Source organism: Saccharococcus sp. Marseille-Q5394 (assembly GCF_946901335.1).
GTDB lineage: Bacteria > Bacillota > Bacilli > Bacillales_A > Planococcaceae > Sporosarcina > Sporosarcina luteola_C.
Genome location: NZ_CAMPPQ010000001.1, coordinates 2089098 through 2105169, shown reverse-complemented (window position 1 = coordinate 2105169; position 16072 = coordinate 2089098). Strand labels below are relative to the sequence as shown.

Annotated in this window: 16 protein-coding genes; 13 read left to right on the top strand and 3 right to left on the bottom strand. The window is 43.5% G+C overall.

Features of this window, described 5'->3' with window-relative positions:
* Nucleotides 1-3: 3 nt before the first annotated feature.
* From OC538_RS10175 to OC538_RS10145, 7 genes are all read left to right on the top strand, one after another.
* The gene (locus OC538_RS10175) at nt 4-1335 is read left to right on the top strand and encodes an allantoinase (RefSeq protein ID WP_251692956.1); all 1332 of its coding nucleotides are present in this window, start codon (nt 4-6) and stop codon (nt 1333-1335) included.
* A 51-nt stretch (nt 1336-1386) separates the two neighbouring features.
* Nucleotides 1387-2652, top strand: a complete 1266-nt coding sequence (locus OC538_RS10170) for an MFS transporter (RefSeq protein WP_251692957.1) — start codon at nt 1387-1389, stop codon at nt 2650-2652.
* A gap of 44 nt (nt 2653-2696) precedes the next feature.
* Nucleotides 2697-3935, top strand: a complete 1239-nt coding sequence (gene allC / locus OC538_RS10165) for an allantoate deiminase (protein ID WP_251692960.1) — start codon at nt 2697-2699, stop codon at nt 3933-3935.
* A gap of 122 nt (nt 3936-4057) precedes the next feature.
* The gene (gene wrbA, locus OC538_RS10160; protein ID WP_251692961.1) at nt 4058-4669 is read left to right on the top strand and encodes an NAD(P)H:quinone oxidoreductase; all 612 of its coding nucleotides are present in this window, start codon (nt 4058-4060) and stop codon (nt 4667-4669) included.
* Between the two features lie 128 nt (nt 4670-4797).
* Nucleotides 4798-5145: a winged helix-turn-helix transcriptional regulator gene (locus OC538_RS10155; RefSeq protein WP_251695203.1), complete on the top strand. Its 348-nt coding sequence runs from the start codon at nt 4798-4800 to the stop codon at nt 5143-5145.
* Nucleotide 5146: 1 nt separating this feature from the next.
* Nucleotides 5147-6073, top strand: a complete 927-nt coding sequence (locus tag OC538_RS10150) for a DsbA family protein (protein WP_251692963.1) — start codon at nt 5147-5149, stop codon at nt 6071-6073.
* Between the two features lie 124 nt (nt 6074-6197).
* Nucleotides 6198-6398: a DUF2892 domain-containing protein gene (locus OC538_RS10145; RefSeq protein ID WP_251692966.1), complete on the top strand. Its 201-nt coding sequence runs from the start codon at nt 6198-6200 to the stop codon at nt 6396-6398.
* A 105-nt stretch (nt 6399-6503) separates the two neighbouring features.
* Here the strand turns inward: OC538_RS10145 and OC538_RS10140 are convergent, their stop codons facing one another.
* Entirely contained in the window at nt 6504-7016 is a 513-nt protein-coding gene (locus tag OC538_RS10140) for a methylated-DNA--[protein]-cysteine S-methyltransferase (protein WP_251692968.1), read from the bottom strand.
* A gap of 267 nt (nt 7017-7283) precedes the next feature.
* On the opposite strand from OC538_RS10140, the gene OC538_RS10135 reads away from it, so the two are divergent.
* The 4 genes from OC538_RS10135 (at nt 7284) to OC538_RS10120 (ending at nt 11053) form a co-directional block, all read left to right on the top strand.
* The gene (locus OC538_RS10135) at nt 7284-7808 is read left to right on the top strand and encodes a YusW family protein (RefSeq protein ID WP_251692970.1); all 525 of its coding nucleotides are present in this window, start codon (nt 7284-7286) and stop codon (nt 7806-7808) included.
* A gap of 143 nt (nt 7809-7951) precedes the next feature.
* Nucleotides 7952-8239, top strand: a complete 288-nt coding sequence (locus OC538_RS10130; protein WP_251692972.1) for a metal-sensitive transcriptional regulator — start codon at nt 7952-7954, stop codon at nt 8237-8239.
* A gap of 84 nt (nt 8240-8323) precedes the next feature.
* On the top strand, nt 8324-8524 hold the full coding sequence (gene copZ / locus OC538_RS10125; RefSeq protein WP_251692974.1) for a copper chaperone CopZ: 201 nt from the start codon (nt 8324-8326) through the stop codon (nt 8522-8524).
* 117 nt (nt 8525-8641) lie between these two features.
* Nucleotides 8642-11053: a heavy metal translocating P-type ATPase gene (locus tag OC538_RS10120; protein WP_251692976.1), complete on the top strand. Its 2412-nt coding sequence runs from the start codon at nt 8642-8644 to the stop codon at nt 11051-11053.
* A gap of 55 nt (nt 11054-11108) precedes the next feature.
* On the opposite strand, the gene OC538_RS10115 is transcribed toward OC538_RS10120, so the two are convergent.
* Entirely contained in the window at nt 11109-11537 is a 429-nt protein-coding gene (locus tag OC538_RS10115) for a GatB/YqeY domain-containing protein (protein WP_251692978.1), read from the bottom strand.
* Between the two features lie 229 nt (nt 11538-11766).
* On the opposite strand from OC538_RS10115, the gene OC538_RS10110 reads away from it, so the two are divergent.
* Nucleotides 11767-13443 carry a methyl-accepting chemotaxis protein gene (locus OC538_RS10110; protein WP_251692979.1) on the top strand — a complete coding sequence of 559 codons (1677 nt, stop codon included), beginning with the start codon at nt 11767-11769 and terminating at the stop codon, nt 13441-13443.
* A gap of 275 nt (nt 13444-13718) precedes the next feature.
* On the opposite strand, the gene OC538_RS10105 is transcribed toward OC538_RS10110, so the two are convergent.
* Nucleotides 13719-14057 carry a zinc ribbon domain-containing protein YjdM gene (locus tag OC538_RS10105; RefSeq protein ID WP_251692981.1) on the bottom strand — a complete coding sequence of 113 codons (339 nt, stop codon included), beginning with the start codon at nt 14055-14057 and terminating at the stop codon, nt 13719-13721.
* 388 nt (nt 14058-14445) lie between these two features.
* On the opposite strand from OC538_RS10105, the gene proS reads away from it, so the two are divergent.
* On the top strand, nt 14446-15882 hold the full coding sequence (gene proS / locus OC538_RS10100) for a proline--tRNA ligase (RefSeq protein ID WP_251692982.1): 1437 nt from the start codon (nt 14446-14448) through the stop codon (nt 15880-15882).
* Nucleotides 15883-16072 lie beyond the last annotated feature (190 nt).

Sequence of the window (16072 nt, the reverse complement as noted above, 5' to 3'; positions counted from 1 at the left end):
ATTATGGAAAAATACGATTTGATCATTAAAAATGGAACGGTTGTTACAGCAGATTCAACGGCAATAGGAGATATAGCAGTCAAGAACGGTAAAATCGTGGAAGTTTCTGTCGGCAAGCCGCTGGAGGCAACGGCGGATCAAGAGATAAATGCGGAAGGGCTTCATGTCTTTCCTGGCGTCATCGACTCACATGTGCATTTTAACGAGCCGGGCAGAACTGAGTGGGAAGGTTTGGAGACAGGGAGCAGAAGCCTTGCCGCCGGCGGAGCGACATCATTTTTCGACATGCCGCTGAATAGTACGCCCCCTACGGTCAATAAAGCCAATTTAGAACTGAAGCGAAAATTGGCGGAGGAAAAATCAATTGTGAATCCATATTACTGGGGTGGGCTTGTACCAGAAAACTTGGCTGATTTAAGAGATCTACACGAAGGCGGCGTCATCGGATTCAAAGCCTTTATGTCGCCGAGCGGAATTGATGATTTCCACAATGTTGATGATGAGACGATCTATAAAGGCATGAGAGAGATTGCATCGTTGGGATCTCTATTAGCCGTTCACGCTGAAAGTACGGTCATGTGTGAACAGCTTGCGGAGGAAAGAATCGGTCAAGGCAGAGTTACGGCAAGAGATTATGTCGAATCGCGCCCGGTCATTTCTGAAATCGAAGCGGTCCGAAGAATTCTCTCCTATGCAGAACTGACGGGCTGTAAACTTCACATCGTGCATGCAAGCAGCCGGAAAGTCGTTGAAGTGATCAATGATGCAAAACAAAGAGGCGTCGATATCACGGTCGAAACATGCCCTCATTACTTGTCATTGACCGTAAAAGATCTAGAGGAACAGGGAGTCATTGCAAAGTGTGCGCCTCCGCTGAGAGATGAGAGCGAGGTGGAAGATCTGTGGAATGCGGTTGCGAACGGAGAAATCGACACGATTGGATCAGACCATTCTCCGGCGCCGGCGTCGATGAAAGTCATATCGGATAATATTTTTGATGGCTGGGGCGGGATTTCAGGGGCCCAATCCATGTTGAATATTCTTTTGACGGAGGGGCATTTCAAACGGAATCTTCCGCTAGAGAAAATTGTTGAATTGACTGCAACGAACCCGGCAAAGATATTTGGCCTCGATACGAAAGGAACAATCGCAGCCGATTATGATGCTGATTTGACTCTCGTTGATTTGAATGAAAGCTTTGAATTGAAAAAAGAAGATCTGTTTTACCGTCATCAGCATTCACCTTATGTCGGCAGGACATTTAAAGGTAACGTGAAGAAGACAATTGTAGGCGGGAAAATAGTATTCGAAAACGGACAACCAATAACAAAATAATGGATAACTGCAATTCTAAAGTGGTTTTAGAGGGGAGGGGGATTTTTAGTTATGACATCTGGGGAAGCACAACCTCAAACTGAGCAGAAAAAGAAATTTACGATCCCCTATTGGTGGAAAGTGGTTTTTGCATTCACGCTAGGGTGGATGTTTATAAACGCGAATAAATATTTTCTGAATCCTATTTTAAGTAATATCGGCTTGGAATATAACCTGAATAACTCACAGCTAGGGCTTGTCAACAGTATATTTTTCCTGACGTACACGATTGCACAAATTCCAGCCGGAGCATTCAGTGATAAATTCGGAAGGAAGAAATTGCTAGTCATCGGGTTTATCTTATACGGGGTTTTGACGGGCGTCAGTGGTCTAATGGCTGGTTTTACAGGTTTTTTGGTAGCCCGTGCGCTTGCGGGGCTCTCTTCCGCAACCTACTACGGCCCTCAATTCGCCCTGTCATCTGAAGCGATTCCGGAAAAGCATAGAACGGTCGGCAGTGCAATCATAAACAGCGGATCAGGGATCGGGATCGCATTCGGATTTATTTTATCGAGTACATTAGTTTTGGATATGGGAATGAAATGGACTGTTCCCTTTTATATCTTTGGGGTGCTCACAGTTCTTGTAGGGCTACTGATTGCGGCATTAGTGAAAGAAAAAAATCCGGATGCAGTGAAAGAAAAGCAACTCGAGCAAGTTTCTGTAACTGACGAGAAGATTTCGGTCTTATCTTTACTTAAAAATCGAAATCTGTTGGTTACCTTTCTCGTCTTATTTTGTTCTATTTACGGCTTTACAGTTGTCGTCACTTGGTTGCCGAAGTTTTTGGAGACGGAGAGAGGCTTCCACGGCAGTCAGGTCGGCTTGATATCCGCCTTGGTCCCATTGGCTTCCATACCTGGGGCGCTTATCGCAAGTTATATTTCAGATCGACTAGGCAGGAAGAAGCCATTCGCTTTCGTGCTCATTCCGATTGCGGCTGTCGCGTTATGGGCAACCGTCTATGTTCATAGTACTGCATTACTGATCACAGCCTTATTGGTGTATGGACTATTTGGCAAGATTGCGCTCGATCCGATTCTAATCGCCTCTGTGTCTGAAAACGTCCGCCAATCGGCGTATGGAATCGCCTTTAGTCTTTATAACTTCATTGGAATGATTTCATCGGTCATCGCTCCTTGGTTTGTCGGTTTTCTTGCTGACAAAACAGGTAGTATGACTGCTGGATTTTACTCGGCGGTCATTGTTCTTGCCGTTGGATTGGTCATAATGATGTTCTTTAAAGAAAATCCAAAGGAAAAAGTACTTAGTGCATAGATAAGTAAGGAAAAAGCGATTTGAACTAAATACAAAAGGGGTAGATGAATGTGACAGATATAACGCGTGAAATTACTCACCTTGAAGAATGGTTAGCCGAACACGGAAAGGATCCTGAAGGCGGTGTCACCCGGTTACTTTATACAAAAGAGTGGGTGGAAGCGCAAAAAGCGCTGGAGAATTTAATGCAGGAAGATGGATTAACAACCCGTTATGATGAAATCGGAAATCTGTTTGGACGTTTAGAAGGCAGTACGTATAAAGAAGAAACGATTCTTACCGGCTCTCATGTGGATACAGTTAAAAACGGCGGCAAGTTGGACGGGGCGTTCGGAATCTTGGCAGGGGTTTTAGCAATTCGGCTATTGAAAGAAAAATATGGCCAGCCCCTCCGTAATCTTGAAGTCGTGTCGTTTGCTGAAGAAGAAGGAAGCCGTTTCCCTTATGCGTTCTGGGGATCCAAAAACTTTGTCGGCATAGCGAAAAAGGAGGATGTTCAAAACATCACGGATTTCGACGACGTACCTTTCGTAGAGGCTATGAGGAAAGCCGGTTTTACTTTCAGAGATGAATCAATAGCTTTCCGTAATGATCTGAAGGGATTTGTTGAGATTCATATCGAGCAAGGCAATGTTTTGGAGAAGGAAGGAAAAGATATCGGCGTCGTTCATAGCATTGTCGGGCAAAGACGTTTTACGATTGAAGTGACCGGCGTTGCGAACCATGCAGGGACTACACCGATGGGATATCGGAAAGATGCTTTATATGCCGCAAGTCAAATGATCAATAGCGTTATCAGTAGGGCGAAAGAATACGGCGATCCTTTAGTTGCGACAGTCGGGAAGATAGAAGTAAAACCGAATACTGTAAATGTTGTTCCAGGGGAGGCATTATTTACGTTGGATGTTCGGCACACGGAAAAAGATGTCCTTGTAAAGTTCACAGAAGAACTGACAACTATTATCAAAAGGATTGCTGCCGAATCTGAGGTGGAAACGACTATCGATATGTGGATGGACGAGGATCCGATTCCGATGGATAAACAAATCGTTGAAGCCATCGAAAAGCAGGCGAAAGAAAATGGATTCAATTATAAGATGATGCATAGCGGCGCGGGCCACGATTCTCAAATCATTGCGCCGGTTGTACCGACAGCGATGATCTTCGTGCCAAGCCGTGAGGGGATCAGCCATAATCCTTTGGAATATACAAGCCCGGAACAATTGGCAGTAGGCGTTCAAGCCTTGATGAATTCTTTATATGCATTGGCTTATGTGGAATAAAGTATAAAACTGTTTCTATAGGGAAAGTAGTAGAAGGACACAGTTTTGAAAATACCAAAGAAACAGGTGCAGTGATGAGTTTTTTAGCTAGATTGTTTGGAAAATCAAAGGAGATGGAAAAAATGACAAATGTTAATGTAGCCGTAATTTTTTATAGTATGGGTGGTACAAATTATCAATTAGCACAATGGGCTGAAGCAGGAGCAACAGAAGCAGGCGCTGAGGTTAGAGTGCTAAAAGTACAGGAATTGGCTCCACAATCAGTAATTGACGGAAATGAAGTTTGGAAGGCAACTGTTGAAGCGACAAAAGACGTTCCGGTCGCGACTTCCGAAGATCTTGAATGGGCAGATGCGGTTATCTTCAGTGTTCCGACCCGATTTGGAAATATGCCATCGCAAATGAAGCAATTCCTTGATACTCAAGGCGGTCTGTGGGCAAGTGGAAAGACGGTCAATAAAGTCGTTAGTGCAATGACGTCGGCACAAAATCCACACGGCGGCCAAGAAGCAACACTGCTATCACTATATACATCCATGATGCACTGGGGTGCAATCATTGCAACTCCTGGCTACACAGATCCCGTCCTCTTTGGAGCAGGTGGAAATCCGTATGGAACAAGCGTAACAGTTAGTCAAGACGGTAAAATGATTGAGGATGTGCAAGCAGCTGTTAAACATCAAGCTAAACGTACAGTCACCGTTGCAGAATGGGTTAAAAAAGGAAACCAATAATTCATCAGAACTAAGAGCTGCCTACTATCGGTGGCTTTTTTATTTTTATTTGAGTATGGTATAGTTTTTATACTTGATATAATTACTATACCTAGATACACTTAAATTAATTAGTGGAGGTGAGACTCATTAAAGTATGTCCTTATTTAGAATCATGCTTCGAGATTCTGGGAAGGCGTTGGAACGGGCTCATTATTCATTACTTGTCGAATTGCCCCGAGTTCACTGCCCATTTTTCAGCTATGAAGCGCGACTTGCCCGATATTACCCCTAGATCTCTTTCAATGAAATTGACCGAACTCGCCGAATATGATCTAGTCATAAAAAAAGTGACAGAAGGAACTCCAGTCATTATTTCGTATCATCTCTCTGAAAAAGGACAACAACTGGCTCTCGCATTACAGCCAATACAAGCGTGGGCACAGAAGCATATTGACCTGGATGTATCCAATCAAACAAAAGAAAAGGGGAATTGAAATGGACAAAAACAACATGATATGTGATATGGAAACTGGTATCTGCGGACCAGCGGGGGATGACACAGGAGCAATGGAATTCATCGATTTGTCAACACCGAAAAAAACGATCGACCTGTATTATGTAACTGATCCAATCTGCTCGCACTGCTGGGCGCTGGAGCCGGTCCTTCGGAAGTTTGTGCATCAGTACGGCCATTATTTTACTATGCATACGCTTATGGGCGGATTGCTCGAAAAATGGGGGGATGGTCCTGTCGATCCTGCAAACGGAATTTCTGGACCATCAGACGTTGCCGGTCATTGGAGAGAAGTTGGGGAACACTCTCGCATGCCGATTGACGGAACGGTTTGGTACGACAATCCAATCGAATCATCCTTCATCCCTTCACGTGTATATAAGGTTATTCAGGAGAAGCATCCGGAGCTTGCAAACACATTTTTGCGCCGAGCACGTGAAGAGCTATTTGCCTTCAATAAAAACATTGCACAAGATGATATCCTGATTGAAATTGTCAACCAAGTTGGGTTGAATGGGGAAGAGGTCGTTAAGCAATCCAAACTACCGGCAGCAAATACAAAGTTGCATGAAGATTTTGAGCTCGTCCGTAAGTTAGGAGTCCGTGGGTTCCCGACAATCGTCATGATGAATGAAGAACAACAAGGCGTCCGGATTGTCGGGGCTAGAACGTTAGAGGACTATGCAAATGGACTTCAACGCCTGTTGCCGAATGAAACGATAAAGCCGAAGGAACTTTCTGGATTGGATCAATTGCTTCAAGAGGAAAAGTTGTTGTTCTCTCGCGAAATTGAAGAATTCTATTCGATTGAAAAAAGTGAGTTGGATGACTTCCTACAAAGCCAATTAGCACAAAATGCTTACACCGTAAGTAGCATTCTTGATGAAAAATACATTCAATCAAAATAATCTTAACAAAAGCGACTCCTCACAAGGATGTCGCTTTTTACTTATCATCTATTTTTACCGTGTAATTCGGAATGGAAGGGGAAAACTAAAGAGAGGCGCAACTATGAGGAAGGAGTGGACGTAGATGAAACAAAATATCGGTACAGTGAATTCAATGGTGCGAATTGCGGGAGGACTGACTGTACTCGCATGGTCAATTGCGAAAATGGCTAGGGAGAAACCTTCTGGCGCTCAAATGTTTTTTTCCGTAATGGGTGCACAAAAAGTTGCGGAAGGAATTACTCGATACTGCCCGATGACGGATATGTTGGAATTGGATAAGTAGGAGGAAATAGAAGTGTGCGAGGCAGCAGCCTGCACACTTCTTAACAACCTTATACGTCCAGTATTCTGACTCAATCGAGCGGGGGCAGAACTAGTTTCCAGTGTGTTATTTCTCGAGCTCCAACAATTGCTTCTTCATTTCCAATCCACCCCGGAAGCCGGTCAATTTACCGTTTTTACCGATGACGCGATGGCAAGGGACGGTAATTAGTAAAGGATTGGCGCCAATAGCGGCTCCAACCGCCCGTACCGATTTCGGTTTTTGAATCCTCTCGGCAATATCTGAATAAGAAACTGTCTGTCCGAACGGGATTTCCTGCAAAGCCATCCAGACGGATTGTTGAAACGGAGTGCCATGCAAATCCAGTGGCATTGTAAACGTCTTTCGCGTCCCTTCGATATAGTCAATCAGTTCCTGTGCATAAGGTTCCATTACGGTATTATTTTCTACCAGATGATATCCGGGAAGTCGTTTTTTCGCCCATTCAGCAAGTTCCGCGAATGGGGCGTTGTGTGGACCGGCATAGCAAAGACCTTCAGCTGTAGCTGCCATATATATATTCCAATTCCCGTGGTTCAATAGCGTCCAATAGATGATACTATCATTGTTCTTTTTCATTCCTAAACTCCTTCCACTAGTTACTCAAAATCCTCTTAAAATGTATGAGCCTTTTCGACATCGAAAATCCCAACGATAGCTGTGATTATTTTATAATGAACTCTAGTCCGCAAGGTGTTTTCAATTTTCACACGTTAATGACAGTATACTACCTTTCTAGGATTTATACTTCATTTTTTCGGTACTTCGTCCAATGGTAACTTCCCCTATATTTGATTAAATTACTGGGAAACGGGAAAGGAATAGAATAGATTGGAGGTCATTTGGATGAAAAAAATAGGTGCATTATCTGTCGTAGGTACGTTATCACTCATGCTGATGGGCTGTGGTGACGACGTGAAGCAGGAGACGGACAACACTGCCGTGAAGGAAGATACCATTGTGGAAGAAAAGAATACGGCCGAATCTATAGACACTGATCAAAACAATAGCGCATCCACTCCTGCAGAAATGCTGGAGAAGATGGATGAACTGGAGTATGCAGAATTTGAATTGGAAGTTGAATATGCAGGAGGTACTGAATATGAAGTGGAAATCGATCAGAATAGTACCGGTACCGTTAATGCCAAAATTGAAGATTCATTAAATCATGTCGAGAAATATGGCAGCGATGCATTCAATGAATTGCACCCTCTTGTGCAACAGTTGACAATTACACAGGAGTCGAAGAAAGACGAGGTCATTTCAGAAGTTTTAACAACCTTCAACTTGCCGACTGACTATACGAAGTTCGATTTGGAAATTACGTTTAACGACGGAACGAAAATCGAATTTGAGGATAAGAAGAAATGAATAAAGCGATATTATCAAAACAAACGTGGGTTTTATACTCACGTTTGTTTTGATTTGTAATGGCTTCTGATCAATAATTGCGCTTCTTATCCAATAATGATATAATAGGGGTATAGGGTATATTGTGAATCGGGGTGAATGGTTTGTCTGAAACAAGTAAGAAAACAGTCCAACCAAACAAACAACAACTGTTAAATCGTTTAAAACGGATAGAAGGGCAAGTAAGAGGCGTTCATCAGATGATTGAGAATGACCGTTATTGTGTTGATATTCTCCATCAAATCAGTGCGATTCAATCTGCGATGAATAAGGTTTCATTAGCTTTATTGGAAGATCATACTCACCACTGCGTCGTGAAAGCGATTAAAGGACAAGATGGCGAAGCGGCAATTCAAGAGCTGATGAGCGTCATGAAAACGATGACCAAATAATTGTCCGGATTATTTTCTTGATATACCCGAATAGGGTATGGTATATTCAAATTAACAACACACTATTACTAGGAGGTTTTCACCATGAAAGAAGTTTTAAAAGTAGAAGGCATGTCTTGCGGCCACTGCGTAAAATCGATCGAGTCAAGCGTCGGTGAACTACAAGGTGTTTCCGTTGTTACAGTGGACCTTGCCACTAAAGAAGTAACAGTTGAGTTCGATAATAAAACAAATATCGCGCAAATAAAGGAAACGATTGAAGACCAAGGCTATGATATCGCTTAATTGAAGGCTTTTTACTAACCATATGGGGGTATATAGAAAGGGAAGTGGTTATACTACGTCGTATAATCCTTCTTTTTTCCATTCAATATACCCCTACCCCGTATAGGAGGAATACAGATGACGACAACAGAAAAAACCTTAAAAATTAACGGAATGACATGCGCGGCATGTGCAAACCGGATTGAAAAGGGATTATCCAAAATAGAAGGAGTCGAAAAGGCAAATGTCAACTTTGCTTTGGAAAGCTCCACAATCGTTTATGATCCAGTTAAAACGAATATCGATGAGTTCAAGTCGAGAATTGAAAAACTAGGGTATGACGTTATTCAAGATAAAACTGAATTTGATGTGTCAGGCATGACATGTGCGGCTTGTGCAACGAAAATTGAAAGACGTGTCAATAAAATGGATGGTGTATCAAATGCTACGGTCAATTTTGCACTTGAAACGCTGACAGTGGACTATGACAGCGGACAAACAAGCCCGAATGAAATGATGGCCAAAGTGAAGAAGATGGGCTATGAATTGATTCCAAAAACGAATGGCAAAGAAAAAATAGATCATAAGGAACAGGAAATTAAAAAACAATACCGGAAATTCATTTTTTCTGCAATACTGACTTTGCCATTATTGTGGACGATGGTAGCACATTTCGAATTCCTTTCTTTCCTTTATTTGCCGGCAATCTTAATGAATCCATGGGTGCAGCTGGCACTTGCGACACCTGTTCAATTCATCGTGGGGGCACAGTTTTATAAAGGTGCCTACAATTCATTGAGAAATCTGAGTGCCAATATGGATGTGCTTGTCGCACTGGGAACGAGCGCTGCCTATTTCTACAGCCTTTACTTAACTTTTGAATGGATGAATGCGGGTAGTGCCGGTCATCCGGAGCTCTACTTTGAAGCATCCGCAGTTATCATCACACTCATCGTTCTTGGTAAATTATTCGAAGTGAGAGCAAAAGGGAAAACGAGCCAGGCGATTCAAAAACTGCTTGGCCTGCAGGCGAAAACTGCACGAATTCTGAAGGATGGTATTGAACAAGAGATCCCCATAGAAGAAGTGGTTGCAGGGGACATCATCCTCGTAAAACCAGGTGAAAAAATTCCTGTCGATGGAGAAATTGTTTCCGGACAATCGGCGATTGATGAATCGATGATTACAGGTGAAAGTATTCCTGTCGATAAAGTACCTGGAAACTCCGTTATCGGGGCTACGATCAATAAAAATGGTTCATTGCAAATCAAAGCAACGAAGGTCGGTAAGGATAGCGCATTATCGCAAATCGTCAAAGTCGTTGAAGAAGCGCAAGGCTCCAAAGCTGAAATCCAACGTTTGGCGGATAGAATTTCGGGCATCTTTGTCCCTATCGTTGTCGGCATTGCTATTTTAACGTTCTTCATCTGGTATTTCGCTGTCACGCCGGGCGACTTCAGATCGGCACTCATTCCGACCATTTCCATTCTCGTCATTGCATGTCCGTGTGCACTTGGATTGGCAACACCGACTTCCATCATGGCAGGATCGGGTCGAGCTGCTGAAATGGGATTACTGTTTAAAGGCGGGGAGCATCTTGAAAATACCCGCTCCATTGACACGGTAGTGTTAGATAAAACAGGAACTGTTACAAAAGGTCAACCAGCGTTAACAGACGTTATCGTATCGGAAGGCTTTATTGAGCAAGATGTCCTTCAATTGGTCGCATCGGCTGAGAACCAGTCTGAGCATCCACTTGCGCAGGCAATCGTAACAGGCGTCAAAGAAAAAGGTGTCGAATTGATTGAAGTGGAAGCTTTCAACGCGCTTCCTGGATACGGAATTGAAGCGGAAGTTGCTGGAAAGCATTTATTTGTCGGTACGCGAAAATTAATGCGCAGCCGTAATGTTGACCTTCATGATATTGAATCCACGATGGAGAAAATGGAGAACGAAGGGAAAACAGCGATGCTTATCGCAATTGGCGGGAAGCTTGCGGGCGTCGTGGCGGTTGCGGATACTGTGAAAGAAACTTCCAAAGAGGCAATCAAAAGAATGCAGGAACTTGGACTCGATGTCATTATGCTGACAGGGGACAACAGACATACTGCTGAAGCAATCGGCCGGACAGTTGGACTGACTCATATCATTGCAGAAGTTCTTCCAGACCAGAAAAGCGATAAAATCAAAGAACTGCAATCTCAAGGAAAGAAAGTCGCAATGGTCGGCGATGGCATCAATGACGCTCCGGCGCTTGCTATGGCGGATATCGGTATGGCGGTCGGCACCGGAACGGATATTGCGATTGAGGCGGCAGACATTACGTTAATGCGCGGCGATCTAAATAGTGTTGCTGATGCCTTCATTATGAGTCGGAAGACGATGCGCAACATTAAGCAGAACCTGTTTTTCGCCTTCTTTTACAACACGATCGGCATACCTGTGGCGGCACTTGGTCTGTTAGCCCCATGGGTTGCGGGCGCCGCGATGGCCTTCAGCTCGGTATCGGTCGTACTGAACGCGCTTAGACTTCAACGAGTGAAACTGTAACAGCTTTCAAATACAAATACAAAAGCCCATCCATCCGGATGGGCTTTTACCTATGTTACTGAATGAGACTCTTCACAGCCTTTGACATCGTAGCGCCGTCTGTTTTGCCGGCTAGGAGCGGCTTAGCAATTTTCATTGCATCCCCCATGTTCATACCTTGGACGACTCCCGCTTCTGTCAGCAATGCCTTCACTTCATCCTCGCTTAATTGCTTCGGCAAGAATGATTTAAGCAAAACTAATTTCGCCTTTTCCTGTTCAATTAAATCTTCACGCTGCGCTTTTTCGGCACCTTCCAACGCTTGATTCGTCTGTTTGATTTCGCGGTTGACGATTGCGACTTCCTCTTCCTCTGTCAAAGCGGAACCCTTTTCTTTTTCAGCAAGGTCAAGTCCGGACTTCAAAATTGTCAACACGCCTTTGGAAAGGACATCCTTGTCTCTCATTGCCTGCTTTAGTTGTTCGAACACAGTTGTCTTTAACATCGTTCAAATCGCCTCTTTTCATTTATCGAATGCATCCAATCCACTCGAATTTGTTTAATAATTATAGAGGAGGCTGCCTTTAACTGCAACTTATGGGTATTGCAATAAGGAAGAGTAGAGAGAAAAAACACTATCACGTGAATAATTAATTACTTTACTTATAGTAAATCCGACCGATATTAGTAATCGTGTGTGGACTCGAATACAAAAATAATAGGAGATGTAGAGTATGTTTAAAAGTATAAAAAGTAAATTGTTGTTTTCTTTTTCATTGGTAATTTTATTAGTGCTTTTGTATGGCGTTTATAATATTTACGTAGTAATGAAGAGTAATGAAGAGGCAAGGAATATAGTGGAGAGAGAGCTTCCGCTATTGATTGCCCATGATAAGATGGCGTTGACAATGGCCAACCGTATTTCGACAGCCCGGGGATATGTCCTATACGGAGGAGATTTCAAGGACAGATTCAATGAGTATACTGAGCTTGGAAAGCAAAGTGAAGCAATCATTCGGGATATAAATGAAACGGAAGAGTTTGATCGTCTCATCGAGAAAACGATAGCATGGCGAACGATAATCAGTGAAGAAGTGTTTGGTGAGTATGATAAAGGTAACAAGGAGTTAGCGCTGAGAAACTTAGATCAGTCGACTCCGATGGTTCGTGAAATTATGGCAGGATATGAGAAATTGGCGGCAGATTATGAAAAAAATATTAATGCTGCAGAAGCGAAAATTATCGAAGACGGGAATCTGACGCTTAAGATTGTGAGCATTGTGACGGTTTTAGTCATCCTATTAAGTATAGCTGCTGCACTCTTAACAGCAGAACAAATTACAAAACCGATTAAGATGATAATGAATCGTATGACTGAGATGGCTAAAGGCGATTTAAGCGGTGAAAATATGATCACAACTGCCAAGGATGAGATTGGCCAGCTTGTCCATGCGGCAAATGAGATGAGCCATAACACCCGCAATTTGTTGAATACGATCAATGATATTTCAAGCTCTGTATCAGCCCAAAGTGAAGAGCTGACGCAATCCGCGACAGAAGTGAAATCCGCGACCGACCAGGTAGCTATGACGATGTATGATTTGGCGGAAGGTGCAGAATCTCAAGCGACACAAGCAGGTCATTTATCTGACTTGATGGACTCGTTCGTTCATCAAGTAGAAGAGGCAGATGAAAAAGGCGGACATATTCAAGTTGCGTCTACAAAAGTCTTGAACATGACTTCGGAAGGTCGCCGTTTAATGGATCTTTCCAATGAGCAAATGGGTAGAATTGATAGCATTGTGCAATTCTCGGTCGATAAAATACAAGGTTTGGATGCCCAATCACAGGAAATCTCGAAATTGGTTGTCGTCATTAAAGATATTGCGGACCAAACGAATTTATTAGCTTTAAATGCAGCTATCGAAGCGGCAAGGGCAGGCGAGCACGGCAAAGGGTTCGCAGTCGTAGCCGAAGAAGTGAGAAACTTGGCGGAACAGGTTTCCCTTTCCGTGACGGACATTACGAAAATTGTGGGTGACATACAATCCGAATCCAGTTCGGTGGCAGCATCCCTCATTGAAGGATATGGGGAAGTGGAAAAAGGTACAGAACAAATTACGCAGACGAGTCAAACGTTCAACGATATTAATGATGCTGTAACAGAAGTGGCCGCCCATATTACAACCATTTCAAGCAACTTATCGGAGATGGTTTCCCGCAGTCAGGAAATGCGCGGCTCAGTAGAGGAGATTGCAGCCATTACGCAAGAAACGTCTGCAGGCATTGAACAGACATCTGCTTCAGCGCAACAGACAAATAGCTCGATGGAAGAAGTGGCAATGAGCTCAGAACAGCTATCGAAATACGCTGAAGAACTCAATCGGAATGTTCTTCAATTTAAGTTGTAAACGGGAAAAGGGGGCTGTTCCGGAAATTATTCTGGAACAGCCCCTTATAGTTGACGCAAAGTGGCAGGCAAAAAGATGATATGAGTAGTTATCGATCAATCTTGTGAGGTTATCGTTCATTTCACAACGGATATCGATCAATTTCCGTGAGTTATCGTTCAATTCACAACGAATATCGACCAATTTCCGTGAGTTATCGTTCAATTCAAGAGAGTTATCGGTCACTTTCCGGAAGTTATCGTCATTTCGGGACCTTCGACTCAGTGAGAATCTGCTTAAATCTTCTTCACAAACTCTGATTTCAACTGCATTGCACCGAAACCGGCGATTTTGCAATCAATATCATGATCGCCTTCAACCAACTTGATGTTTTTCACCGTCGTTCCCATTTTGACGACGTTCGAGCTTCCTTTTACCTTTAAATCTTTGATGACAGTTACTGTATCACCGTCGTTCAATTCATTTCCATTCGCATCACGGACGACCGCAGCTTCTTCTTCGGTCTCCTGGGATTCCAATGTCCACTCGTGTGCACATTCAGGGCAAACAAACAGGTTTCCGTCTTCATATGTGTATTCGGAATTACATTTTGGACAATTAGGTAAATTATTCATGACTTGATTCCTCCATCTAGTAGTATCAATCATACTATAGCAAAGAACAGGATTAATCCAAGTCGGGCGGAAGCAAAACACAACGGCATTTGTATAAATCACAAGTATTTGCTATATTATAAGCAATATGGAATCACTGATGTGGCCAAGTAGATGAAAAATGTGAACCAGAAAGTATGGCAAATTGCTGAGAGCCGTACCACCGCTTTTCATTGAACCCTACCACGGAGATGTCATGCAAACATGACCGGGTCGTTTTCGTTACAGAACGTTCGAGGGCTTAGCATCGCTAGGCCGAATGAAGGTGGTACCACGTCTATCCAGCGCAAAGACGTCCTTATGTCAGGACAGCTTTGCGCTTTTTATTATGTATAGGGAGGAAATCAAGATGAGTAATCAGAAGAACGATTTTTCAAAATGGTATATCGACACGATCCAGAAGGCGGATTTAATGGATTATACACCGGTTCGTGGATGTATCGCATTCAAACCGGACGGCTACGAAATTTGGGAGCATATCCAAGCTGAAATGGATAAGCGTTTCAAGGAGACCGGCCACCGAAATGCATATTTCCCGATGCTAATTCCTGAGTCGTTTTTCCAAAAAGAGAAAGATCATATCGAAGGATTTTCTCCTGAATTACCATGGGTGACGGAAGCTGCAGGTGAGAAATTGGAAGAGCGTTTGGCATTGCGTCCGACGTCCGAGACGATGATCGGCCACTTGTATTCCGATTGGATCAAGAGTTATCGTGACCTTCCAGTATTGATCAACCAATGGGCGAACGTCTTCCGTTGGGAAAAAAGAACATTGCCTTTCATCCGTACGTCTGAGTTTTTATGGCAAGAAGGCCATACGGCGCATGTCGATGAAGAAGAAGCACGTGCAGAAACAATGCAGATGTTGAATATTTATAAAGAAGTCGTGGAAGAGCTATTGGCGATTCCAGTTTATGACGGACAAAAAACGCCTTCAGAACGTTTTGCAGGCGCAGTCGACACGTATTCAATCGAAGCGATGATGAAGGACGGGAAAGCGGTTCAAGCAGGTACGTCCCATTATTTAGGTACGAAGTTTGCGGAAGCATTCGACATCAAATATTTGACGAAGGAAAACCGTCATGAATTCGTCCATACGACATCATGGGGAACTTCGACGCGTTTGATCGGCTCGGTCATCATGGTTCACGGGGATGAGCAAGGACTTGTGCTGCCTCCACGTATTGCACCGACACAAGTTGTGTTAATCCCAGTCGGTCCTTGGAAGAAGAACCCAGCCATCATGGAGAAGTTGGATGAAGTCTTCGCTGAGTTGAAAGCGAAAGGCATCCGCGTGCGATTGGATGATTCCGATCAGTCTCCAGGATTCAAGTTCAATGAGTGGGAACTGAAAGGCGTTCCAGTCCGTGTTGAACTAGGACCACGTGATTTGGAGAACAATCAAGCGCTTATGAAAGCGCGCGACGAAGACGAAAAAGTCGCCATTGACTTGGCAAATATCGTCGACAGCATAGAACAGGAATTGCAAACGATGCAGACACGCCTGCTTGAAAAAGCGCGTGCTTTCCGGGCGGAGCATTCCCATACGCATATCGACACAATGGAGGACCTGACGAAGCATATCGCGGATTCGGCGGAGAAAGGCGAAATCCCTGGTTGGATTCTTGCCGGCTGGTGCGGCGAGGACGCGTGCGAAGAGCAAGTGAAGGAAGAAACAATGTTCACTACACGCAACATTCCATTCAATCCACCGGCTGAAAAGTCGACATGCATTAATTGTGGAAAAGACTCGAAACATACAGTTTGGTTTGCGAGAGCTTATTAATATTTTGAATGAATTAGGCTGCCATCCCTTGGGAGGCAGCCTTTTGCATGGAGATATTTTGTTATTGTGATCCATTTTATGGATAAAGAGAGCTGTTAAATGGTTAAGCGGTGATAAATAGATGCTGAGTGGTGATAACCTCATCGTGAGTGGTGATAAGGTGTCTCTGAGTGGTGATAAACCCATTATA

Coding starts and splice junctions, on each gene's coding strand:
- OC538_RS10175 (WP_251692956.1), top strand. CDS start 4: ATGGAAAAATACGATTTGATCATTAAAAATGGAACGGTTGTTACAGCA.
- OC538_RS10170 (WP_251692957.1), top strand. CDS start 1,387: ATGACATCTGGGGAAGCACAACCTCAAACTGAGCAGAAAAAGAAATTT.
- allC (WP_251692960.1), top strand. CDS start 2,697: ATGAATGTGACAGATATAACGCGTGAAATTACTCACCTTGAAGAATGG.
- wrbA (WP_251692961.1), top strand. CDS start 4,058: ATGACAAATGTTAATGTAGCCGTAATTTTTTATAGTATGGGTGGTACA.
- OC538_RS10150 (WP_251692963.1), top strand. CDS start 5,147: ATGGACAAAAACAACATGATATGTGATATGGAAACTGGTATCTGCGGA.
- OC538_RS10145 (WP_251692966.1), top strand. CDS start 6,198: ATGAAACAAAATATCGGTACAGTGAATTCAATGGTGCGAATTGCGGGA.
- OC538_RS10140 (WP_251692968.1), bottom strand. CDS start 7,016: ATGAAAAAGAACAATGATAGTATCATCTATTGGACGCTATTGAACCAC.
- OC538_RS10135 (WP_251692970.1), top strand. CDS start 7,284: ATGAAAAAAATAGGTGCATTATCTGTCGTAGGTACGTTATCACTCATG.
- copZ (WP_251692974.1), top strand. CDS start 8,324: ATGAAAGAAGTTTTAAAAGTAGAAGGCATGTCTTGCGGCCACTGCGTA.
- OC538_RS10120 (WP_251692976.1), top strand. CDS start 8,642: ATGACGACAACAGAAAAAACCTTAAAAATTAACGGAATGACATGCGCG.
- OC538_RS10115 (WP_251692978.1), bottom strand. CDS start 11,537: ATGTTAAAGACAACTGTGTTCGAACAACTAAAGCAGGCAATGAGAGAC.
- OC538_RS10110 (WP_251692979.1), top strand. CDS start 11,767: ATGTTTAAAAGTATAAAAAGTAAATTGTTGTTTTCTTTTTCATTGGTA.
- OC538_RS10105 (WP_251692981.1), bottom strand. CDS start 14,057: ATGAATAATTTACCTAATTGTCCAAAATGTAATTCCGAATACACATAT.
- proS (WP_251692982.1), top strand. CDS start 14,446: ATGAGTAATCAGAAGAACGATTTTTCAAAATGGTATATCGACACGATC.